Here is a 22,365-nt window from a genome sequence, read left to right on the forward strand (position 1 = left end):
TACCTCAAATATTTCACGCCTATTAATTCTCTCCAAATATAACAGGACTCTATATGGACGCGCATAGCCAGGTAATCAAATCACAAGATCTTGATATTCAAGCTATTAATACGGCGCTGAACCGGGTACAGGCGCTGATCGAGTTCGACCTCGACGGCACCATCCTGCACGCCAACGAAAACTTCCTGAAAACGGTCGACTACACGCTGGAGGAAGTCCAGGGCAAGCACCACTCGATCTTCTGCGATCCCGAGTACGCCAAGACCCCGGAATACAAGGACTTGTGGGCCCGCCTGGGGCGCGGCGAATACGACCGCGGCGACTACAAGCGCATGGCCAAGGGCGGCCGCGAAGTGTGGATCAATGCCTCCTACAACCCGATCATCGATGCCGACGGCAAGGCCTACAAGGTGATCAAGTTCGCCACTGTCATCACCGACAGCAAGATCAAGAGCGCCGAGTACGAAAGCAAGGTCGCCGCCATCTCCAAGGCCCAGGCGGTGATTGAGTTCGACATGAGCGGCCATGTATTGAATGCCAATGAAAATTTCCTCAATACCATGGGTTATGTCCTGGACGATATTAAGGGCGAACACCACCGCATGTTCTGCGAAACCGAATATGCGAATAGTTCGGAATACAAGAGATTCTGGCAAAAGCTGAATCGTGGCGAGTTCGATAGCGGTCGCTATAAACGAATTGGCAATAATGGTAAAACCATATGGATACAGGCGACTTATAATCCTGTGCTGGACCTGAATGGCAAGCCGTATAAAGTGGTGAAGTTCGCCAGCGATATCACCGACCAGGTCAACCTGGAGAATTCGGTGGCGGCCAAGGCCGAATCGGACGGCGCCAAGATCAAGCGCCTGCTGGACTCGGTGGGTCGCGCCGCCTCCGGCGACCTGACCAGCAAGATCGTCATCGACGGCGACGAACCGCTGGACCACCTGGCCGAAGGCATCAGCAAGATGATCACCGACCTGCGCAAGGTCATCAGCGACGTGGTGGCCTCGGCCAACGGCCTGGCGGACGCCTCGACCACCATCGCCGAGCGCTCCAACGGCGTGGCCGTGGGCACCCAGGCGCTGGGCGCCACCGTGGAGGAAATGAACGCCTCCATCGACGGCCTGACCAATTCCATCAACACCATCGCCCAGAACACCAACGACGCCGACACCCTGGCCAAGGCCACCCAGCAGGAAGCCCAGGCCGGCGCCAAGGCCGTGGCCAAGTCGATCGAGGCGATGGACCTGATCAACCGCTCGTCGGAAGACATCGGCGAGATCGTCAAGGTGATCAGCGAGATCGCCAACCAGACCAATATGCTGGCCTTCAACGCCGCCATCGAAGCGGCCCGCGCCGGCGAGCACGGCCTGGGCTTCTCGGTGGTCGCCGACGAGGTGCGCAAGCTGGCCGAGCGCTCGTCGCAGGCCACCAAGGAAATTTCCAAGCTGATCAACGAGTCGGTCAAGCGGGTCTCGGCCGGCAGCGAGATTTCGCGCCAGGCCAGCGACGCCTTCGACAAGATCGTCGCCGGCGTGGCCAAGACCACGGTGGCGATCTCCGACATCTCCAGCGCCACCAACGAGCAGCTGCTGACGGCGCGCGAAGTGAGTACGGCGGTGCAGTACATCGCCGAGGAGGCCGAGAAATCGGCCGCCGCCTGCGACAGCATCGCCCGCTCAACGGAAGGCTTGAACCAGCGCGCCGGCGATTTGAACAAGACCGTGGCCGGCTTCGTGGTGTAGGCGTGAGCATCGGCGCGGGACTCCCTCCGGCAACGCTGACCGCGCTCATCGCGCTGGTGCGCAAGCACACCGGCATCGCGATGACCGAGCGCAAAAGCATCTTGCTGGAACGGCGCCTGCGCCCGCGCATGCAGGCGCTGGAGATCGTCAGCTACCAGGCCTACCTGGACAAGGTGGAGCAGGACCGGGGCGAGATTCCGCACTTTATCGACCTGGTCACCACCAACGACACGCTGTTCTTCCGCACGCAGCAGGTGTGGGACTACGTCGAGCAGGAGTTCCTGCCCGCGTGGTGGGCGGCGCACCGGGGACGGCGGCTGCATATCTGGTCCGCCGCCGCATCCAGCGGCGAAGAGCTGTATTCGATGGCGATACTGTGCGAGGAATTCCAGGCCGCCCATCCCGGCTTCAGCTACCGCATCCACGCCACCGATATCTCGCAACAGATCCTGGAACTGGCCCGCGCCGGCGAGTACAGCGGCCGTTCGGTGGAACGCATCCTGCTGTCGCACCCGGAATGGGTGAAAAAATACTTCAAGCCCGGCGGCAAGGGCCTGCGCGTGGTCGACGCGCTGAAACAGCATGTGGAACTGGCGCAGCACAACCTGCTGGTGCCGCTCAAGCCGCACAAGCAGTTCGACCTGGTGTTCCTGCGTAACGTGCTGATCTACTTCGACCAGGAACACCAGGAGACCGTCCTGAAACAAGCCCGCCACAGCATGGCGCCCCACTCCCGGTTGATCCTGGGGGAATCCGAATCGATTGGCGGGCTCGACACGGCCTACCAGTACGAGCGGCCTATGATTTATACGGTGTGACATGGAAACCAACGCCCTCGACTTCATCAACCAGCTCAGCGCGCCGGCCGCGCCCGGCTGCTTGCAAGTACCAATGGGAAAACTGGAGATCGGCGCCCACAGCGGCCAGTTGCAAGCGCTGCTGGGTTCCTGCGTCGGCATCGCCTTCCTGTGGAAAAAGCGCGGCTGCTGCGGCCTGGCCCACTGCCTGCTGCCGGAAGCGCCGGACCGCCAGTGCGAAACCGGGGCGCGCTATGTCAGCCAGGCCGTGCCGTCGTTGCTGCGCCTGATGGGCGCGACCGAGGCCGATTATCCCGACATCGAGGTGGTGGTGGCCGGCGGCGCCAATATGTTCAAGCGCCAGGCGCCCAGGCTGCATGTCGGCCAGCAAAATGCCGCCGCCGCCCACAAATACCTGCGCGAATGCGGGCTCAACGTCAGCTATTGCCGGCTGGGCGGCAGATGCGGCCGCACCTTGACCGTCGATTGCGCCACCCAGAGTTTTGCCGTCACCGAAATCGTCGCCACACCACAGGACAGCATCTATGCACGCCACTAACAGCGCCGCAGCACCCGCCACCGAACTGTTCGGCTCCTTCGTGCTGGAGGGCGACGAGTTCGCCCTGCCGGCGATCTGCATCCGCGAAGTGGTCAATTATCCCGCCAAGATCAGCGTGCTGCCGCTGTCGCCGGCCTTCCTCGAAGGCGTGTTCACCTTGCGCGGCGTGGTGATCCCGGTGGTCAACCTGGGCCGGGTGTTCCGGCCGGAGGCGCGCGCCGCCGAGGCCAGCGACAAGATCGCCATCCTCGATTTCCAAGGTGTGCTGGTGGGCATACTGTTCCATGAAACCGGCGAAATCCTGCGCGTGCGGCCAGAGCAGCGCAGCAACCTGAGCTACGCCAACGGCGACGTGCACGGCGTGGTGGCCGGCACCATCCTGCTCGACGACGGCGCGCGCCTGGTGCAGGTGCTGGACCCGGCCGCGCTGGTGCGCATCGAAAACGTGCCGCAGGTGCTGGCGCTGCAAGGCGCGCAGCGCCAGACCGCGCGCCGCAACCAGGGCGAGCGGCGCCAGTGCGTCAGCTTCCGCGTCGGCACGTCGTCGTTCGCTTTCGAGATGAGCGCGATCCAGGAAATCATCCGCGTGCCGGAATTGCAGGCCTCGGTGCTGAACAGCGCGCTGTGCCTGGGGCGCATCAACTTTCGCGGCAGTCAGGTGGCCGTGGTCGACTTCAGCACGCTGCTGAACTCGAACTCCGCGCCGGCGCCGGCGCAGCGCGAGTTCCTGCCCGACCAGCGCATCGTCATCGCCCGCATTGACGACGCCACCATCGGCTTCCTGGTCGATTCGGTCGACAACATCGTCAACTTCTACAGCGAGGAAGTGATGGCGATTCCGCTGCTGAGCAAGGCCCGCGCCGGCATGTTCGGCGGCTGCATCTCCAAGCCCGAGCTGGGCGACATCATCTTCCTCAACCACCACGAAATCTTCAGCAGCAACGAGATCAAGGAGATGCGCGCCGGCCACGCCAGCCTGTATCCGAAGGACGAAGCCGCCAAGACCGACCGCGATCCGCGCCGCAGCCAGCGCCAGGTCTACATCACCTTCGCGCTGGAGAACACCTACGCGGTGGAGATCAAGCAGGTGCGCGAGATCATCGACTTCTCCGGCGACATCACGCGCCCGCCCGGCATGCCGGCCTTCATGCGCGGCATGCTGAACCTGCGCCAGCAGATGATCAGCGTGATCGACCTGCGCAGCTTGTACCACATGCCGCAGCTCGACAACGCCGACCAGGCCAAGATCCTGATCGTCGAACGCGGCGAAGACCTGTATGGCCTGATGGTGGACGCGGTCGAGAACATCATGACCATCAGCGACAGCCGCCGTTTTGCGGCGCCCAAGATCCTGCGTAACCCCGGCGTGCAAGGCGATCCGCGCAGCGAGATGGACGAGGTGATCGACATCGAAGGCGAAGGCGACAGCCACAAGACGCTCAGCGTGTTCGAATGCGACCGCCTGCTGCAACGGCTGGCGCGCGAGCTGCCGGCGCTGGCGGCGTAGGCGGCGCTGCGGTAAAGTAGCGGCATGCTGGCAACCGCCGGCCTGGCCAACTTTTGAGGTTTTACCATGTCCATGACTTTGTCCCGCCGTGCCATCGCCCTGCTGCTTCCACTGACCCTGGCCGCGGCCAGCGCCTATGCGCTCTCGCTGGCCGATCTGAGCAACCAGGACGCCACCGGCGGACTCAAGGCGGCGCTGGACAAAGGCTCGTCGATGGCGGTTGCCAAGCTGGGCGCGGAGAACGGCTTCCTCAACAATGAGAAAGTGCGCATCCCGTTGCCGAAGATCCTGGAGCAGGCGCGTCCGCTGCTGAAGATGACCGGCAAGGGCCAGCAGCTCGACGACCTGGTGGTGCAGATGAACCACGCGGCCGAGGCGGCGGTGCCGATGGCCAAGCCGCTGCTGGTGGACGCCGTCAAGTCCATGAGCATCACCGACGCCAAGAATATCCTGACCGGCGGCGACACCTCGGTGACTGATTTCTTCCGCGAGAAGACCTCGCCGAAACTGGCGGTGCAGTTCCTGCCGATCGTGAAAAAGGTCACCGACCGCTCCGACCTGGCCAACAAGTACAACACCGCGATGGCGATGGCGCCCAAGCTGGGCGTGCTGGCCAAGGAACAGACCACGGTCGAAGGCTACGTGACCCAGCGCGCGCTGGACGGCCTGTACACGATGATAGGCGAAGAAGAAAAAGCCATCCGCGCCGATCCGCTCGGCGCCGGTAGCAAGCTGATCGGCAAGGTGTTCGGCGCCCTCAAGTAAAAGCAAGTCTCCTCCCCCTCAGCCCGGTTCGCCGGGCTTTTTTTTTGGCTTGATGTCCGGCCCGCCATGGCTTAATATAGATAGGTAGCCTACCTATATTGAATGCCATGACCAAAGAACCCGCCATCCCCAAGGACGCCATCGCGCTGGCCGACGAGCTGAGGAGCGCCCTGCACCACGTGTTCCGCCGCATCCGCCAGGAGGGCGACAGCGATCCGCACGGCCTGACTTTGCAGCACAAGCTGCTGCTGTCGACCATCAGCCAGACGCCCGGCATCGGCGTGGCCGAGCTGGCGCGCATGGAAAAGCTGCGCGGCCCGACCATGAGCGGCCATATCAAGGCGCTGGAAAACGCCGGCCTGGTGCGGCGCGACGCGCCCAATCCCGAGGACCGCCGCCGCGTCGGCCTGCTGCTGACGCCGCAGGGTGCCGCAGTGCTGGAAGACATTCGCAGCCGCCGCCTCGACTGGCTGGCCCGCAAGCTGGCGCAACTGCAACCGGAAGGCGCGCAGGCGCTGCGCGATGCGATTAAATACCTCAACGAGATCGGCGAATGACGATGCATACAGATACCGCGCCGGTCACGGCCAAAGAAATCCGCGCCATCTACATGGGCCTGGTCATCATGATCGGCCTGGCCTCGCTCGACCAGAGCATCGTCGCCACCGCGCTGCCGCGCATCGTCTCCGAGCTGGGCGGCATGGCCCACCTGTCGTGGGTGGTGACGGCCTACATGCTGGCGTCCACCGCCACCATGCCGCTGTACGGCAAACTGAGCGACCAGTACGGCCGCAAACCCTTGCTGTATACCGCGATCATCACTTTCCTGATCGGCTCGGCCCTGTGCGGGCTGGCGCAGAATATGACCGAACTGATCGTCTTCCGCGCGATCCAGGGCATGGGCGCGGGCGGCTTCCTGCCACTGGCGCAGATCGTCATCGGCGACCTGATACCGCCCGCCGAGCGCGGCAAGCGCCAGGGCAGCATCGCCGCCGTGTACGCCGTCACCAGCGTGCTCGGACCGGTGGTGGGCGGCTTGCTGACCAGTTGGCTGTCGTGGCACTGGATCTTCTACGTCAACCTGCCGATGGGCGCGCTGGCGCTGTATGTGATCTCGAAATCTCTGCACCACACCAGCCCGCACCGCGAGCACAAGATCGACTACCTGGGCTCGGTGCTGCTGACCGGCGGCGTCACGGCGGCGCTGCTGGTGCTGGCCTTGGGCGGCACGCAGTGGCCGTGGGATTCCAGCGAAGTGAAATACCTGAGCTTGCTAGCGCTGGCGTTGACGGCCGCCCTGCTGTGGCACGTGCGGCGCGTGCCGGAGCCGGTGCTGCCACCCGACCTGTTCCACAGCCGCGTGTTCAACGTCGCCAGCGTGGTGCTGGCGCTGACCTTCGTCGGCATGATGGGTTCGAGCGTGTTCTTCCCGCTGCTGTTCCAGATGGTGATGGGCGTCAGCCCGGCCCATTCCGGCCTGCTCACCATGCCGATGATGGTCGGTCTGGTGATTGCATCGTCCTTCAACGGCCGCGTGCTGGCCAAGTCCGGCGGCCGCTACAAGCCGGCGCAGACCATGGGCCTGAGCCTGGCGACCTTGGCGTTCGCGGTGCTGGCCTGGGGCATCGCGCACTCGGCGGGCTACCTGGTGCTGGAGCCGGCTATCTTCGTGCTGGGCGCCGGCCTCGGCCTGGTGATGCCCAACATGACGATGGCGGTGCAGAACGCCCTGCCCGCCACGCGGCGCGGCGTCGGCACGGCGATGCTGGCTTTCTTCCGTTCACTTGGCGGACTCATCGGTGTGACCGGTTCCGGCGCGATCCTGGCGCAGCGCCTGCACGGACAAGCCGCGACGGCCGACATCTATCGCGACGCCATCGCCAGCATCTTCACCACCGGCACGGTGCTGGTCGGCCTGGGCTTGCTGATGCTGACGTTCCTGCCCGAACTACCAATTCAAACAGTCGGCAAGCGATAGTCCCGGTACTGTTCGCGCAGCTTGTTTTTCTGGATCTTGCCGGTGCCGCCGACCGGCAGCGCATCGGCAAACACCACGTCGTCGGGCAGCCACCACTTGGCGACCTTGCCCTGGAAGTGGGCCAGCAGGTCCTCACGGTTGAGGTCCTGCCCCGGCCGCAGTACCACCACCAGCAAAGGCCGTTCATCCCACTTCGGATGGGCGACGCCGATGCAGGCAGCCTGCATCACCGCCGGGTGCGACATGGCGACATTCTCCAGGTCGATGGTGCCTATCCATTCGCCGCCGGACTTGATGACGTCCTTGCTGCGGTCGGTGATCTGCATGAAGCCGTCGGGATCGATGGTGGCCACGTCGCCGGTCGGGAACCAGCCGTCTTCCAGCACGTCGCCGCCTTCGTCCTTGAAGTAGCGCGAGATGATCCACGGCCCCTTGACCATCAGGTGTCCGTAGCTGACGCCATCCCACGGCAATTCCTTGCCATCGTCGTCGGCGATCTTCATGTCGACGCCGTAGATCGCGTGGCCCTGTTTCTGCAGGATCTTGCGCTGCTCTTCCTTGCTCATTGCCAGGTGTTTGGTCAACAGGCCGCCGGCGGTTCCCAGCGGCGACATTTCCGTCATGCCCCAAGCATGGATCACCTCGACGTCGAACTCTTCGATCAGCGTGCTCATCATCGCCGGCGGACAGGCCGAGCCGCCGATCACGGTGCGGCGGAAGGTCGAGAACTTCAGCTTGTTCTGCATCGCGTAGTTGATCAGTCCCAGCCACACGGTCGGCACGCCGGCCGAGAACGTGACCTTTTCTTTTTCCATCAATTCGTAGACCGACTTGCCGTCCAGCGCCGGACCGGGGAACACCATCTTGGCGCCCGACAGCGGCACCGAGTACGGCAAGCCCCAGGCATTCACATGGAACATCGGCACCACCGGCATCACCGTATCGCGCGAGGAGACGTTGAGCGCATTCGGCATCGCGGAGCCGTAAGCGTGCAGCACGGTCGAGCGGTGCGAGTACAGCGCGCCCTTGGGATTGCCGGTGGTGCCGGAGGTGTAGCACAGCGTGCAGGCTGAATTCTCGTCGAACAGCGGCCATTCGTATTCGTCCGAATGGGAGTTGATCAAGTCTTCGTAGCACAGCAGATTGGGGATCTTGGTCTCGGCCGGCATGCGGTCGGCGGCGCCGAACAGGATGAAGCCCTTGACGCCCTTGCACAACGGCGCGAACGCTTCCACCAGCGGCAGGAAGCAGAAATCGAACATCAGGTACTGGTCTTCCGCGTGATTGCAGATGTAGGCCAGCTGGTCGGGATGCAGGCGCGGGTTCAGCGTGTGCAGCACGGCGCCCGAGCCGGATACGCCGTAGTAGGCTTCCAGATGGCGGTAGCCGTTCCAGGCCAGCGTGGCGACGCGATCGCCCATGCGCACGCCCAGTCCGTGCAAGGCGTTGGCCAGACGCTTGGCGCGCCGCTGGCAATCGCGGAAGGTGTAGCGGTGCAGGTCGCCTTCAACCCGCTGCGAAACGATCTCGCTGTTGGCATAGTGCCGCGCCGCGAAGTCCAGGATGCTGGACACGAGCAGCGGCTGATTCATCATCTGGCCCATCAGCGGACTCTGTGGATACATGTATGCGGGCTCCTGGAAAAGTTGGTTTTATATGAACGAGTTTGGAATGCCCGTGCGCAGACCGTCAATGCATTTCGATGCTGCACCGCAGCACTCGCTTGCTGCGGTAAAATCGCAAGCTCACGCCCTGCGGGGCCTTACTGCGAAACGGGAACTGCTATTACTGCCTCTAAACTGCCGCTGGACAATTCCTTCGCGTCCCTGCCGCCCGCTTTTTACACCCGCCTGATGCCTACCCCGCTGCCGGCGCCTTATCTGGTCGCCGTCAGCGCGCCAGCCGCTGCGCTGGTCGGGCTGACGCCTGAACAGGTCGCCGACAGCCTCGACGTCCTGGCCGGCAATGCCGCGCCGGAACGCGCGCTGCCGTTGGCCGCCGTGTATTCCGGCCACCAGTTCGGCGTGTGGGCCGGCCAGCTGGGCGACGGCCGCGCCATGTTGTTCGGCGACGTCGCCACTGCCGAAGGTCCGATGGAACTGCAATGGAAAGGCGCCGGCCTGACTCCCTACTCGCGCATGGGCGACGGCCGCGCCGTGCTGCGCTCGTCGATTCGCGAGTTCCTGTGCTCGGAAGCGATGCACGGCCTGGGCATCCCGACCTCGCGCGCGCTGTCGGTGGCCGGTTCGGACCAGGGCGTGATGCGCGAGACCGTGGAAACCTCGGCCGTGGTGGTGCGCATGGCGCCCAGCTTCGTGCGCTTCGGTTCGTTCGAGCACTGGTTCTACCGTAACAAGAACGACGAGCTGAAACAGCTTGCCGACTACGTCATCGACCGTTTTTATCCGGAGTTGCGCGCGGAAGCCAATTCTTACAAGGCATTCCTGGCCGAAGTCACGCGCCGCACCGCGCACATGATCGCCCATTGGCAAGCGGTGGGCTTCATGCACGGCGTAATGAACACTGACAACATGTCCATCCTCGGCCTGACGCTGGATTACGGCCCGTTCGGCTTCATGGAAGCCTTCGATTCCGACCACATCTGCAACCACACCGACCAGCAGGGGCGCTATTCCTACGCCAACCAGCCGCAGGTAGGCCATTGGAATTGCTACGCGCTGGGCCAGGCGCTGCTGCCGCTGATCGGCGAAGTGGACGAAACCCAGGCCGCGCTGGACGTCTACCAGCCGGAGTTCGCCGCCAAGATGGACGAACTGCTGCACGCCAAGCTGGGCTTGACCTTGCTGGCTAAGCACACCGATGCCGATCGCACGCTATTTGACGCCATGTTCGCGCTGATGCAAGCCAACAGCGTCGATTTCACCCTCTTCTTCCGGCGACTGAGCGGCCTGAAGTCGGCCGATGCCAGCGGCGACGAGCCACTGCGCGACCTGTTCATCGACCGCCCGGCCTTCGACGCCTGGGCCATGCAGTACCGCGCCCGCCTGCAAGCCGAGGCCAGCGACGACGCCGCGCGCAAGCTTGCGATGGACCAGGTCAACCCCAAATACGTGCTGCGTAATTACCTGGCTCAAGTTGCCATTGAAAAAGCACAAAATAAGGACTTTACTGAAGTGGAGCGTTTGCTGTCAGTTTTGCAGCGCCCATACGACGAACAGCCTGAGCACGATCAATACGCCGCCTTGCCCCCTGACTGGGCAAGCCATCTTGAAGTAAGCTGTTCTTCTTAAGCGAGCACTAAGCCATGAGCAATAAAGTTAGCAAATCCGACGCCGAATGGCGCGCCATGCTGGACCCTATGGAATATCAAGTCACGCGGCACGCCGCCACCGAGCGGGCTTTTACCGGCAAGTTCTGGGATCACCACGAACACGGCATCTACACCTGCGTTTGCTGCGACACGCCCCTGTTCCGCTCTGACGCCAAATTCGATTCCGGCTGCGGCTGGCCGAGCTACTTTGAAGCGCTCGATCCCGCCAATGTCATCGAAAAAACCGACCGCACCCATGGTATGCTGCGCACCGAAATCATTTGCGCGGTGTGCGACGCCCATCTGGGCCATGTGTTCCCGGACGGACCTCCGCCAACCGGATTGCGCTATTGCATCAATTCGGCCTCACTGCGCTTCGACCCACAATAACGTTTGAGACACCATGAAATTTCTGTTCGACCTGATCCCGGTGCTGCTGTTCTTCGCGTCCTACAAGCTGTCGGGCTGGAACGCCGAAGCCTCCCAGCACTTCATCAACACCTACCTGAGCGGCATCGTCTCCGGCGGCACGGTGACGCCGGACCAGGCGCCGATCGTGATCGCCACGCTGATCGGCATCCTGGCGACGATGGCGCAGATCGCGTACATCAAGCTGCGCGGGCGCAAGGTCGACTTCCTGCTGTGGTTCTCGCTGACCATGTTTGTATTCTTCGGCGGCCTGACCATTTACCTGCATGATGAGGATTTCATCAAATGGAAATTGAGCATTGTCTATTGGTTCTTTGCATCCGGCCTGCTGATAAGCGAGTTCGTCTTTAAAAAGAATCTGATGCGCAAGTCGATGGAAGAAATCATCCAATTGCCGGACCTGATATGGAGCCGCCTCAACCTGGCATGGATCAGTTTCTTTGTCGCAATGGGCTTCCTCAACTGGTATCTGGCCTTCGTATTGTTTAAAGGCGACACCAGTTCGTGGGTCAGTTTTAAAGCGTTTGGTTCGACCGCGATCATGTTTGTCTTTATCATCGGTCAAACCATCTATCTGTCGCGCCACATGAAGGATGAAGCATGAGCGGAATCGATAAAGACAGCCGCATGGAGCGCATGCGCAGCCGCTTCCAGGCCGCCCTGGCGCCGCTGGAACTGACGCTGGACGACGACTCGGCGTTGCACGCCGGCCATGCCGGAGCCGCCTCGGGTGGGGGTCATTACAACGTTAGAATTGTTTCGTTACAATTCGAGGGGCTCAAACTCGTCACAAGACATCGACTCGTGTATGATTCCGTGCACGATATGATGCATAAAGAAATTCATGCATTGGCCATTACCGCATTGGCTCCGTCCGAAGTATGATGTAGCGCTTGGACTGGGAACGGTCGCTATCGGTTTCAAAATAATTGAGCACAAAGACTGATAGCTGATCCAACTCCTGCCCAGGCAATTTCGCTAAAACTTTCCCCTTACAGGAATTAATAATGACTTTCAAGCCAGCCAGTTTGCTGATTGCACTTCTCGCCGTTGCCGCCGTACCTGCTTTCGCACAAAACGTTGCCGTAGTTAATGGCAAAGCCATCCCAACCTCGCGCGTGGACGCTGTGGTCAAGCAAGTTGTTGCCCAAGGCCAGCAGCCTGATTCGCCACAACTGCGCGATCTGATCAAGAAAGACCTGATCGGCCGTGAAGTGATGATGCAGGAAGCGGAAAAACAAGGTTTCGGTAAAGATGCAACGGTCAAGACGCAAATCGAAAACGCTCGCCAGGCCATCATCGTCAACGCACTGGTCGGCGACTACATGAAGAAGAACCCGGTTTCGGATGCCGACATCAAGGCAGAATACGACCGCTTCGTGGCCCAGAACGGCGACAAGGAATACCACGTACGCCACATCATGATGGCTACCGAAGCTGAAGCGAACGACGTGATCGCCAAGATCAAAGGCGGCGCCAAATTCGAAGAACTGGCAAAAGCATCGAAAGACACCGGTTCCGCAGCCAACGGCGGCGATCTGGATTGGGCAGTACCATCGTCCTTCCCACCAGCGTTCTCGGCTGCTTTCGTTGGCCTGCAAAAAGGCCAGGTTACCGAGAAGCCAGTTCAAACCCCGAACGGCTTCCACGTAATCAAAGTGGACGACATCCGCGCAGCCAAGCTGCCTACCCTGGAAGAAGTGAAGCCGCAAGTTGCGGAAGCACTGGCCCAGAAGAAACTGCAAGCCTACCAGGAAGAACTGGTCAAGAAAGCAAAAGTGCAGTAATGTTATAGATGAAGGCGGCGCCCTGCGGGGCGCCGTTTTTAATTCTGCGTCGGTACAATGCACCGCCCGAGTGCGATTTCTTGTTTTTTTATAGGATTTAATAATGATGTTGAAGCCAGCCCACCTGTTGTTAGCACTGATCGCTGCCGTTGCAGCACCGGCATACGCGCAAAACGTCGCGACCGTGAATGGCAAAGCTATTCCAGCCGCCAAAGTAGATCAAATGGTCAAGCAAGTGGTCTCGCAAGGCCAGCAGCCTGATAGCCCGCAGCTGCGCGAAATGGTCAAGAAAGAATTGATCGGCCGTGAAGTAATGATCCAGGAAGCGGATAAACAAGGTTTCGGCACCAAGGCTGAAGTCAAGGCGGCAATTGAAAACGCCCGTCAAAGCATTATCATCAACGCGATGCTGGCTGACTACGTTAAAAAAAATCCGGTTAAAGATACCGAAATCAAAGCTGAATACGACAAGTATAAAGCTGCCATGGGCGAGAAAGAATATCACTCGCGTCATATCCTGGTAGCGACCGAACAGGAAGCCAAAGATATTATCGCCAAGCTGAAAGCCGGCGGTAAATTCGAAGAACTGGCTAAAGTATCGAAAGACGGTTCGGCCAATAACGGCGGCGATCTGGGCTGGATGACTCCAGGCAAACTGGTCAAGCCTTTCGCTGATGCGATGGTTGCCCTGAAAAACGGCGAGATTACCCAGACTCCGGTTAAAACCGAATTCGGCTTCCATGTCATCAAACTGGAAGAATCCCGCGCCACCAAACTGCCTTCGCTGGAAGAAGTTAAAGGCCAGGTAGCAGAAGCCCTGCAACAACGTAAAATCGCCGCCTTCCGCGACGAGCTGACCAAGAAAGCCAAGATCCAGTAATCTGGTTTTTCGGTTGTTCAAAAAGCGCCTCATTGAGGCGCTTTTTTTATTTGGGTCACAAAAGGCTTTGAAGCCAGAATCTGGCTGGAACGCGCCAAGTTCTGGCTTGATTACGGGGCTTCATCTATACTTACCGCATGAATTCCGAATTCCGCACCGCTCTCGACACGGCCCTCGCCTCTGCCGCCACACCGGGCCGCACCCTTGCCATGCGCGCCTACATGCGCGACCAGTTTGATTTCTTGGGCGTGGGAACGCCGCAGCGCCGGTTGGCTGCAAAGCCCTTGTTAAAGCAATTAAAAGGCAGCGGAGCGGATAATCTCCTCCATTACGCCTTCGAATTATGGGCGTTGCCGCAAAGGGAATATCAGTATGTGGCGATCGACCTGCTAGACATGCACAGCAAGGAATTGGAACTCGCACATATTCCCAAGCTGCTCGAATTGGTGCAGCATAAATCATGGTGGGATACGGTTGACGCGTTGGCTTCGATCATAGGCGATGTTTTGCGCTTCCGCCACGATGGCATGGACCAAGCCGTAAAACACGAGAATATGTGGGTACGCCGGATCGCTTTATTGCATCAGCTGGGGTGGCGCGATAAAGTCGATACAGATCGACTTTTCAATTACGCCCTCTCGCTTGCGCAGGAAAAGGAATTCTTCATACAAAAAGCAATCGGTTGGGCATTGCGGGATTATGCACGGCACGATCCGGAAGCAATTCGCGTATTCACGCTAAAAGAAAAACAACAGCTTTCAGCGCTGAGTTATCGCGAGGCCAATAAACATCTTCTGGCGAAATAGGCGCGGCGTATCACCTGTCCAACGCATAAAGGCCCGATTAAAAGCGCTTTGTTCGGAATAGCCTAATAACAATGCGACCTCGGGCAATACCAGGCGTTTATCCCGGAAGTATTCGTGCGCCATTTGAAGGCGGGTATCGTCCAATAGAGCCCTGAATGTCCACCCGCCCTGCTCCAGCTTCCTGCGCAGCGTGCGGCCTGACATATGCATTTCAACGGCGATATTATCCAGCAGTGGTTCACCCTTGATCAACCAGGCTGCGATACAGCTGCGGACCTGCTGGGCAAGGTCATCTCTTTGCGGTAATTCAGCCACGCGGATTTGAACCTGCCGCTCCAATATGGCCACCAAACCCGGATCAGGCTGCCGCAGCGGCAATGCCAGCAAAGCGGCCGCGTAGTCGACTCTGGTGGTTTCGGCGCCAAATACCAGCGGGCAACGGAAGAACGCGGAGTACGGCGCAACGTCGGCCGGTTGAGCCTCCACGAAGTGCACTGCCAACGGCGACACGCCGGTGCCGGTGATGTCGCGGGCAAACTGCACCAGCGCCGCCATGCCGCACTGATTGACCAGCAAACCCACGTTGCGCGACTCCGCGCTCCACTCCAGCACCAGCACGTCGCCGTCCAGGCGCCAGCCGACCGGGCTGACGTCGTGCACCAGGCGCTGGTAGCGCACGTAACGCTCCAATGCTGCCGGAACGCCGCTGGATGCCAGCAGAACGTAGCCTAATGGCCCCAGATGCGCGGGCGTGATGGTTGCACCGACCCGCAAACCGATCGCTGGCTCATCCAGATGCCGCGCGGCACGCTCCAGCAGCATCCGCCAGTGCTGCGCGGAATAGGACAGCTCGCCGCCATCCGCCACCGGCGCCGGCTCCGCCAGGACCTCGTCCGCAGCATGGCCTTGCCCTTCGAGGTAATCGAACAGCATGCGGACGTAAGTGCCTGGAATGGCGTGGGTAGTTTTGCTCATGGCCTGAATTGTCAAAAATTATGACCTGCATTGTCAAGCCAGCAATGCCAGTCTTGCCTAACATCGTTCCATTTCAACCACGGGAGGAACCCATGATCGCAGCATCCGCCGCCCAGGCGCAGGAACTGGTACGCAACTCATCGCATTTTCAGTGGTACGTCATTCCCCTGCTTTTGCTGGTGATCCACGCCTACGGCGAACAAGCCGCCGCCAGACGCTGGAATGTGGTGCTGGCGGGCCTGGCGTTCTGGCTGATGGATTGGGTCAATGAAATCTGGAACGGCCTGCTATTCCACTTCTCCGGCTTCGCACCGGCCTGGAGCACGCCGAACGGCTCGGCCTATGTGCTGCTGATCGGCCTGAACATCGAAATCAGCTTCATGTTCGCCATCATGGGCCTGTACGCGGTGCGCACGCTGCCCGCCGACCGCAAGCTGAAGATCGCAGGCATCAACAACCGCTGGCTGCTGGTGGCCGTCAATTCAGTGCTGTGCGTGTGCGTGGAGGTCTGGCTGAACCACATCGGCGCGCTAGTGTGGGAGTGGCCGGCATGGAACCTGGGGGCGCCGTGGTTGATCTGGCTGATCGGCTACCTGCCGTTCTTCGTCGTCGCCTACTGCGTCCACGACATGACGTCGCTGAAGCGCCAGATCGGCGTGGTGGCGACGCTGGCTGGCGGCGTAACGGTGGCGCTGGCGGTCTTCAGCGGCCTGCTGGGCTGGATATGAAAAAAGGCCGGATCACTCCGGCCTTTCTATTTAACCTACGAACTTGCGCGCGTTGCGGAACATCCGCATCCAAGGCGAATCCTCGCCCCACGATTCAGGATGCCACGACTGCTGCACCGAGCGGAACACGCGCTCGGCGTGCGGCATCATCACGGTGAAGCGGCCGTCGGCCGTGGTCACCGAGGTCAGGCCTTGCGGCGAGCCGTTCGGGTTGTACGGATAGGCTTCGGTAGCCGCGCCGCGGTTGTCGACGAAGCGCATCGCTGCCACGGCTTCGTTGATGTTGCCGGTCTGCGTGAAGTCCGCATAGCCTTCGCCGTGGGCGATGGCGATAGCGGTCTGCGTGCCGGCCATGCCATTGAAGAAGATCGACGGCGAGTCCAGTACTTCCACCATCGCGAAGCGAGCTTCGAATTTCTCCGATTTGTTGGTGGTGAACTTAGGCCACGCATGCGCGCCTGGGATGATGGACTTCAGGTTGCTCATCATCTGGCAGCCGTTGCACACGCCGAGGCCGAAGCTGTCGGTGCGCGCGAAGAAGCGGGCGAACTGCTCGGCCAGCGCGGCGTTGAACAGAATCGTCTTGGCCCAGCCTTCGCCGGCGCCCAGCACGTCGCCGTACGAGAAGCCGCCGACGGCGATGATGCCCTGGAAGTCATCCAGCTTGACGCGGCCGGCAATCAGGTCGCTCATGTGCACGTCGACGGCGTTGAAGCCTGCCTGGTGCATCACGTACGCGGTCTCGATGTGCGAGTTGACGCCCTGCTCGCGCAGGATCGCAACGCGCGGGCGCACGCCGGTTGCCAGGAACGGCGCGGCCACATTCTCGGTCAGGTCGAAGCTGATCTTAGGCGTGATGCCAGGATCGGTTTCGTCCAGGATGCGGTCGTATTCGGCATCGGCGCAGGCAGGATTGTCGCGCAGGCGGGCGATACGCCAGCTGGTCTCGCTCCACAGGCGGTGCAGTTCCGAGCGCTGCTTGTTGTAGATGATCTTGGCGTCGCGGGTGAACTCGATCACGCCACGGTCGTTCGGCTTGCCGATGATATGGCTGCATGCGCCCAGGTTGAAGGTGCGCAGCACGTCCATCACCAGCGACTTCTCTTCAGCGCGAACCTGGATCACAGCGCCCAGCTCTTCGGAGAACAGCGCGCGCAGGGTTTGCTCGTTGCGGCGCTCGGCGATCTGGCCTGCCCAGTTCTTCGCATCGCCCTGATCGGCGCCATGGCCTTGTTCCAGCGTCAGGATGTCGAGGTTGATCGACAGGCCTGCACGGCCGGCGAAGGCCATCTCGGTCAGCGTGCCATACAGGCCGCCGTCGGAACGGTCGTGGTAAGCCAGCAGCTTGCCGTCGTTGTTCAGTTGCTGGATCGCGGTGAAGAAGCCCTTCAGGTCTTCCGCGCTATCCACGTCCGGCGTCTCGTTGCCCAACTGGCCCATGACCAGCGACAGCGCCGACGCGCCCATACGGTTCTTGCCGCGACCCAGATCGATCAGGATGATGGCGGTGTCGCCGGCATCGGTCTTGATCTGTGGCGTCAGCGATTTGCGCACGTCGTGCACCGGCGCGAAGGCCGAGACGATCAGCGAAACTGGCGAGGTGACAGCCTTGGCGTCGCCCTCGTCTTTCCACGTGGTGCGCATCGACAGCGAATCCTTGCCGACCGGGATGCTGATGCCCAGCGCCGGGCACAGCTCCATGCCGACTGCCTTGACGGTGTCGAACAGCGCCGCGTCCTGGCCTGGCTGGCCGCAGGCGGCCATCCAGTTGGCGGACAGTTTGATGTCGGAGATATCCTTGATCGGCGCGGCGGCGATGTTGGTGATCGCCTCGGCAACCGCCATGCGGCCCGACGCGGCGGCGTTGATGACGGCCAGCGGCGTACGCTCGCCCATCGCCATCGCTTCGCCCAGGTAGCCTTCGAAGCTCATCGCGGTGACGGCGCAATCGGCCACCGGCACCTGCCATGGACCGACCATCTGGTCGCGCACGGACATGCCGCCCACGCTACGGTCGCCGATGGTGATCAGGAAGGACTTGTCGCCAACGGTAGGCAGCAACAGCACGCGCTTGGCGGCTTCTTCCAGGTCGATGCCGGTCAGGTCGATGGCCGGGAATTCGTTCTGCACGTGGTGCACGTCGCGTTGCATCTTCGGCGGTTTGCCCAGCAGGACATCCATCGGCATGTCGACCGGCTCGTTGCCCAGTTCTGGATCGATCAGCTTCAGTTGACGCTCTTCGGTCGCGGTGCCGACCACGGCGAACAGGCAGCGCTCACGCTCGCACAGCGCCTTGAACATCGGCAGGCTGTCCGGCGCGATCGCCAGCACATAGCGCTCTTGCGATTCGTTGGACCAGATTTCTTTCGGCGCCATGCCGCTTTCTTCCAGCGGGATCTTGCGCAGGTCGAAGATCGCGCCGCGCTTGGCGTCGTTGGTGATCTCCGGGAAGGCGTTCGACAGGCCGCCGGCGCCGACGTCGTGGATCGAGATGATCGGATTGTTGACGCCCAGCTGCCAGCAACCGTTGATCACTTCCTGCGCACGGCGTTCCATCTCTGGATTGCCGCGCTGGACCGAATCGAAGTCCAGGTCCGCAGTGTTGGTGCCGGTGGCCATCGACGAAGCGGCCGAGCCGCCCATGCCGATGCGCATGCCGGGACCGCCCAACTGCACCAGCAGGCTGCCGACCGGGATGTCGTTCTTGTGCGTGTGCTGGCCGGAGATGTTACCGATACCGCCCGCGATCATGATCGGCTTGTGGTAGCCGAACACTGTGTCGTGCGCGCCGGCGAACTGCTTGCCGATATTCTGTTCGTAGGTACGGAAGTAACCGCCCAGTACCGGACGGCCGAATTCATTGCTGAACGCAGCGCCGCCCAGCGGGCCTTCGATCATGATCTGCAGCGCCGAAGCGATGCGGTCTGGCTTGCCGTAGGCTTTGCCGCTGTTGCGATAATCGGCCACCGGTGCGGTGACGTCGGCATCGTTTTCCCATGCTTGCACAGCGCCCGGCAGCATCAGGTTCGACACGGTGAAGCCGGTCAGGCCAGCCTTCGGCTTGGCGCCACGGCCGGTCGCGCCTTCATCGCGGATCTCGCCGCCAGCGCCGGTGGAGGCGCCAGGGAATGGGGAGATCGCGGTCGGGTGATTGTGGGTTTCCACTTTCATCAGCGTGTGCGTCAACTCGGTCATCGGCGCGTACTGGTGCGCGTCGCCTTGCGGGAAGAAGCGCATCACTTCGGCGCCTTCCATGATCGACGAGTTGTCGCTGTAGGCGACGATGGTGCCCTTAGGCTGCAACTGGTGCGTGTTCTTGATCATGCCGAACAGCGATTTGGTCTGCGCCTCGCCGTCGATGGTCCAATCGGCGTTGAAGATCTTGTGGCGACAGTGCTCCGAGTTCGCCTGGGCGAACATCATCAGCTCGACGTCGGTCGGATTGCGGCCGGCCTTGGTGAAGGCGGCATCCAGGTATTCGATCTCGTCGTCCGACATCGCCAGGCCCAGGTCCGTGTTGGCCTTTTCCAGCGCGGCCTTGCCCATGCCGATCACGTCCACCGATTCCAGCGGCTTCGCTTCCAGCGTGCGGAACAAGCCGGCCGCTTCGTCCGGATGACGCAGCACCGATTCCGTCATGCGGTCGTGCAGCAATGCGGCCACGGCCTGCACTTCTTCGTCGGACAGCTTCTTGGCGGCGCCGATGCTGCTGCCCAGGATGCCGGTCTTCAGATTGATGCGGAAGGCAATGCCGCGCTCGACGCGCTTGATGTGCGCCATGCCGCAGTTGTGGACGATGTCGGTGGCCTTGGAGGCCCACGGCGAGATCGTGCCGAAGCGCGGAATGACGAAGAACTCTTCGACGGCGCCATCGGTGTTGTCGGCATGAGCCGGCTCACCGTAGGTCAGCAGCGCGCCGAGGCGGCTGGTGTCGTCGGCCGACAGCGGTTCGGCGGCATCGATGAAGTGGACATAGCGCGCCTGGACGGCGGCGACGGCAGGCAGCGCGGCTTGCAGTTGAGTTAACAGGCGTTGGCTACGGAATGCGGACAGGGCGTTGGAGCCCGGCAGAATCAACATGGTTGGAGGATGGTTGATGCAGCGTGGCTGCGGATTAAAGGTAGATGGAGCACGAGATACTTGTAATGCAGAATTTCCTTTGCGCGCATTATACCTCTTACCACGCTGTCTATACAGCGCCAATTCGGGCCAAAAAGTGCCACTGAAGCAACATTCTCAGCCATTTTGAGGGCGAATATGCCCTTGCCCGGGGCAAACCAGCCGGTTTTCATAACATTTTGACTTGCCATGGAGTATGCTAGATTTAACTTTAGCTAGGAAGCGTAACATGGCGGAATATAGTGAATTGTCGGTGCTGATCGTCGACCCCAATCCGGGGATGCGCGGCAGCCTGCACAACATGCTTAACCAATCCGGCATCACCAAGATCGATTACGCGGTCAGTTCCGGCACGGCCATCCGTCAGCTGGGCAAGAAACCGTTCGACATCGTCCTGTGCGAGTACGACCTGGGCAACGGCAGCGGCGAGAACAACGGCCAGGACGGCCAGCAACTGCTGGAAGACCTGCGCCACCACAAGCTGATCGCGCCGTCGACGATCTTCATCATGCTCACCTCCGAAGGCGTCTACAGCAAGGTGATCGGCGCGGCCGAGCTGACCCCGACCGATTACGTGCTCAAGCCCTTCACCGTGGACGCGCTGCTGCAACGCATGCGCAAGGCGGTCGAACGGCGCGACGTGTTCCTGCCGATCCACCAGCTGGTTGAAGTGGGCAGTATCCGCAAGGCCATCGGCGAGTGCGGCATCGCCGAAGAGAAGCATCCGCGCTACGCGATTGAATTTGCCCGGCTGCGCGCCGAGCTGCTGGTGTCGCTGGAGGAGCTGGCCGACGCCGAAGTGGTCTACCAGGTCATCCTGATGAACCGCCCGGTCGCCTGGGCGCATCTGGGCATGGCGCGCTGCCAGTTCGGCCAGCAGAAGTACATCGAGGCGCAGGAGACCTTGCAGGAACTGCTGATCCAGAATCCCAAGTTCATGGCGGCCTACGATCTGCTGGCGCGCACGCACGAGGCGCTGGGCCAGCAGGAATCAGCCAAGAAGATACTGGAGGACGCGGTGGCGATCTCGCCCAATATGGTGCACCGTCTGCGGCATCTGGGCGAGGTGGCCTTCGAGGCGGGTGACGTCGGCGCCGCCGAGAAGGCATTCAAGCAGGTGGTGGCCAAGGCCAAGTACTCCGAATTCCGCGACCCGGAAGACCACGTCAAGCTGGTCAAGACCCTGGTCAAGAAAGGCGACGCCAACCAGGCCAGCGGCGTGATACGCGACATGGAGCGTTCATTGCGCAGCAGTGCCAACGTCGACGCCTGCCGCGCAATCGCCGCCGGCCTGCTGCAGGAAATGACGGGCAATATCACCGGCGCGGCGACCGAGTTGGCCAACGCCGTTACCGCCATCGGCGCTAGCCGCGGCCTGTCCACCGGACTGAAAATCGGCCTGGTGCACAGCTGCCTGAACGTCAAGCTGGACCAGCAGGCGTCCGAGTTGATGCTGAACCTGATGAACGATACCGAAAGCGGCGTCTCGATGGACGATGCGGTGCAGGTGTTTGAAAAGGCCGGCCGCCACGACCTGGCCGAAGGCATGGGCGAGCAGATCAAGCATCATGTGGAGGAGCTGATCGCCCACGCGTCCGAACAGCGCAGCCAGGGCGATTTGCGGGCGGCGGTCGATACGCTCAACGCGGCCTTGCGCAAGGCGCCGGCCAATATGTCGCTGCTGCCGGCGGCGACATCGGCGATATTGAAGCAACTGGACGATCTGGGTTGGGAAGTGCCGCTGGCCGAACAATGCTCCTTCCTGCTGGAGCGCATGCGCAAGATCGATCCTGCCCATCCTTCGCTGGAGGCGCTGCAGGCGCAGTATTCGCACACCCAGCGCAAGTACGGTATCGCGACGGTGGCGTAACTACAAAATCAGCGAGCCGGGGAAGTTGGACAGGTGGGAGATCAGGTACCACGTCACGAAATACATGGCGCACAGCAGGAAGGCCGACCAGATCGCGCGGTTCGCCGAGCTACGTCCGCGCAGGAGCTTGAGTAGCATACGCA

The 22,365-nt window shown here is 61.4% G+C and carries 20 protein-coding genes; 16 read left to right on the plus strand and 4 right to left on the minus strand.

Translation table 11 applies throughout. The features are described 5' to 3' along the window. Positions 1-53 precede the first annotated feature (53 nt). The 7 genes from D0T21_RS07400 (at position 54) to D0T21_RS07430 (ending at position 7,357) form a co-directional block, all read left to right on the plus strand. Positions 54-1,751, plus strand: a complete 1,698-nt coding sequence (locus tag D0T21_RS07400) for a PAS domain-containing methyl-accepting chemotaxis protein (RefSeq protein ID WP_116990703.1) — start codon at positions 54-56, stop codon at positions 1,749-1,751. Between the two features lie 2 nt (positions 1,752-1,753). After that, a complete protein-coding gene (locus D0T21_RS07405; RefSeq protein ID WP_116990704.1) occupies positions 1,754-2,569 on the plus strand; it encodes a protein-glutamate O-methyltransferase CheR in 816 nt (271 codons plus the stop codon). Position 2,570: 1 nt separating this feature from the next. Further along, positions 2,571-3,107, plus strand: a complete 537-nt coding sequence (locus tag D0T21_RS07410; RefSeq protein ID WP_116990705.1) for a chemotaxis protein CheD — start codon at positions 2,571-2,573, stop codon at positions 3,105-3,107. Continuing rightward, complete coding sequence (locus tag D0T21_RS07415; RefSeq protein WP_116990706.1) at positions 3,094-4,614, plus strand: chemotaxis protein CheW; 1,521 nt, start codon at positions 3,094-3,096, stop codon at positions 4,612-4,614. Before D0T21_RS07410 ends, D0T21_RS07415 begins: the two co-directional genes overlap by 14 nt. A 72-nt stretch (positions 4,615-4,686) precedes the next feature. Then, positions 4,687-5,379: a DUF4197 domain-containing protein gene (locus D0T21_RS07420; protein WP_199538499.1), complete on the plus strand. Its 693-nt coding sequence runs from the start codon at positions 4,687-4,689 to the stop codon at positions 5,377-5,379. Positions 5,380-5,486: 107 nt separating this feature from the next. Then, the gene (locus D0T21_RS07425; RefSeq protein WP_116990708.1) at positions 5,487-5,936 is read left to right on the plus strand and encodes a MarR family winged helix-turn-helix transcriptional regulator; all 450 of its coding nucleotides are present in this window, start codon (positions 5,487-5,489) and stop codon (positions 5,934-5,936) included. Further along, positions 5,933-7,357, plus strand: coding sequence for an MDR family MFS transporter (locus D0T21_RS07430; RefSeq protein ID WP_116990709.1), 1,425 nt, complete (start codon positions 5,933-5,935; stop codon positions 7,355-7,357). Before D0T21_RS07425 ends, D0T21_RS07430 begins: the two co-directional genes overlap by 4 nt. On the opposite strand, the gene D0T21_RS07435 is transcribed toward D0T21_RS07430, so the two are convergent. Next, a complete protein-coding gene (locus D0T21_RS07435) occupies positions 7,336-8,982 on the minus strand; it encodes a 3-(methylthio)propionyl-CoA ligase (RefSeq protein WP_116990710.1) in 1,647 nt (548 codons plus the stop codon). The genes D0T21_RS07430 and D0T21_RS07435 overlap by 22 nt on opposite strands. 228 nt (positions 8,983-9,210) lie before the next feature. Between D0T21_RS07435 and D0T21_RS07440 the strand changes: the two genes are divergently transcribed. The 7 genes from D0T21_RS07440 (at position 9,211) to D0T21_RS07470 (ending at position 14,530) form a co-directional block, all read left to right on the plus strand. Beyond that, positions 9,211-10,608 (plus strand): YdiU family protein, encoded by a 1,398-nt coding sequence (locus D0T21_RS07440; RefSeq protein ID WP_373886677.1) that lies wholly within the window; start codon positions 9,211-9,213, stop codon positions 10,606-10,608. Positions 10,609-10,622: 14 nt separating this feature from the next. Further along, on the plus strand, positions 10,623-11,018 hold the full coding sequence (gene msrB, locus D0T21_RS07445) for a peptide-methionine (R)-S-oxide reductase MsrB (RefSeq protein WP_116990711.1): 396 nt from the start codon (positions 10,623-10,625) through the stop codon (positions 11,016-11,018). A gap of 13 nt (positions 11,019-11,031) precedes the next feature. Continuing rightward, the gene (locus D0T21_RS07450) at positions 11,032-11,661 is read left to right on the plus strand and encodes a septation protein A (protein ID WP_116990712.1); all 630 of its coding nucleotides are present in this window, start codon (positions 11,032-11,034) and stop codon (positions 11,659-11,661) included. After that, a complete protein-coding gene (locus D0T21_RS07455) occupies positions 11,658-11,942 on the plus strand; it encodes a BolA family transcriptional regulator (RefSeq protein ID WP_116990713.1) in 285 nt (94 codons plus the stop codon). Before D0T21_RS07450 ends, D0T21_RS07455 begins: the two co-directional genes overlap by 4 nt. Before the next feature lie 122 nt (positions 11,943-12,064). Then, a complete protein-coding gene (locus tag D0T21_RS07460; RefSeq protein WP_116990714.1) occupies positions 12,065-12,844 on the plus strand; it encodes a peptidyl-prolyl cis-trans isomerase in 780 nt (259 codons plus the stop codon). A gap of 103 nt (positions 12,845-12,947) precedes the next feature. Beyond that, positions 12,948-13,724, plus strand: a complete 777-nt coding sequence (locus D0T21_RS07465; protein ID WP_116990715.1) for a peptidylprolyl isomerase — start codon at positions 12,948-12,950, stop codon at positions 13,722-13,724. A gap of 137 nt (positions 13,725-13,861) precedes the next feature. Next, positions 13,862-14,530, plus strand: a complete 669-nt coding sequence (locus tag D0T21_RS07470; RefSeq protein ID WP_116990716.1) for a DNA alkylation repair protein — start codon at positions 13,862-13,864, stop codon at positions 14,528-14,530. Here the strand turns inward: D0T21_RS07470 and D0T21_RS07475 are convergent. After that, a complete protein-coding gene (locus D0T21_RS07475) occupies positions 14,483-15,505 on the minus strand; it encodes an AraC family transcriptional regulator (protein ID WP_147328043.1) in 1,023 nt (340 codons plus the stop codon). The genes D0T21_RS07470 and D0T21_RS07475 overlap by 48 nt on opposite strands. A gap of 92 nt (positions 15,506-15,597) precedes the next feature. Between D0T21_RS07475 and D0T21_RS07480 the strand changes: the two genes are divergently transcribed. Beyond that, positions 15,598-16,233 carry a hypothetical protein gene (locus D0T21_RS07480; protein ID WP_116994316.1) on the plus strand — a complete coding sequence of 212 codons (636 nt, stop codon included), beginning with the start codon at positions 15,598-15,600 and terminating at the stop codon, positions 16,231-16,233. A gap of 30 nt (positions 16,234-16,263) precedes the next feature. Here the strand turns inward: D0T21_RS07480 and purL are convergent, their stop codons facing one another. Further along, the gene (purL, locus tag D0T21_RS07485; protein WP_116990719.1) at positions 16,264-20,313 is read right to left on the minus strand and encodes a phosphoribosylformylglycinamidine synthase; all 4,050 of its coding nucleotides are present in this window, start codon (positions 20,311-20,313) and stop codon (positions 16,264-16,266) included. Between the two features lie 268 nt (positions 20,314-20,581). Here purL and D0T21_RS07490 point away from each other — a divergent pair, with 268 nt between their 5' ends. Continuing rightward, on the plus strand, positions 20,582-22,222 hold the full coding sequence (locus tag D0T21_RS07490) for a tetratricopeptide repeat-containing response regulator (protein WP_116990720.1): 1,641 nt from the start codon (positions 20,582-20,584) through the stop codon (positions 22,220-22,222). On the opposite strand, the gene D0T21_RS32180 is transcribed toward D0T21_RS07490, so the two are convergent. Continuing rightward, the gene (locus D0T21_RS32180; protein ID WP_199538488.1) at positions 22,223-22,360 is read right to left on the minus strand and encodes a hypothetical protein; all 138 of its coding nucleotides are present in this window, start codon (positions 22,358-22,360) and stop codon (positions 22,223-22,225) included. Between the last annotated feature and the right edge of the window lie 5 nt (positions 22,361-22,365).

It is taken from the genome of Duganella sp. BJB476, assembly GCF_003416895.1.
Classification (GTDB): domain Bacteria; phylum Pseudomonadota; class Gammaproteobacteria; order Burkholderiales; family Burkholderiaceae_D; genus Rugamonas.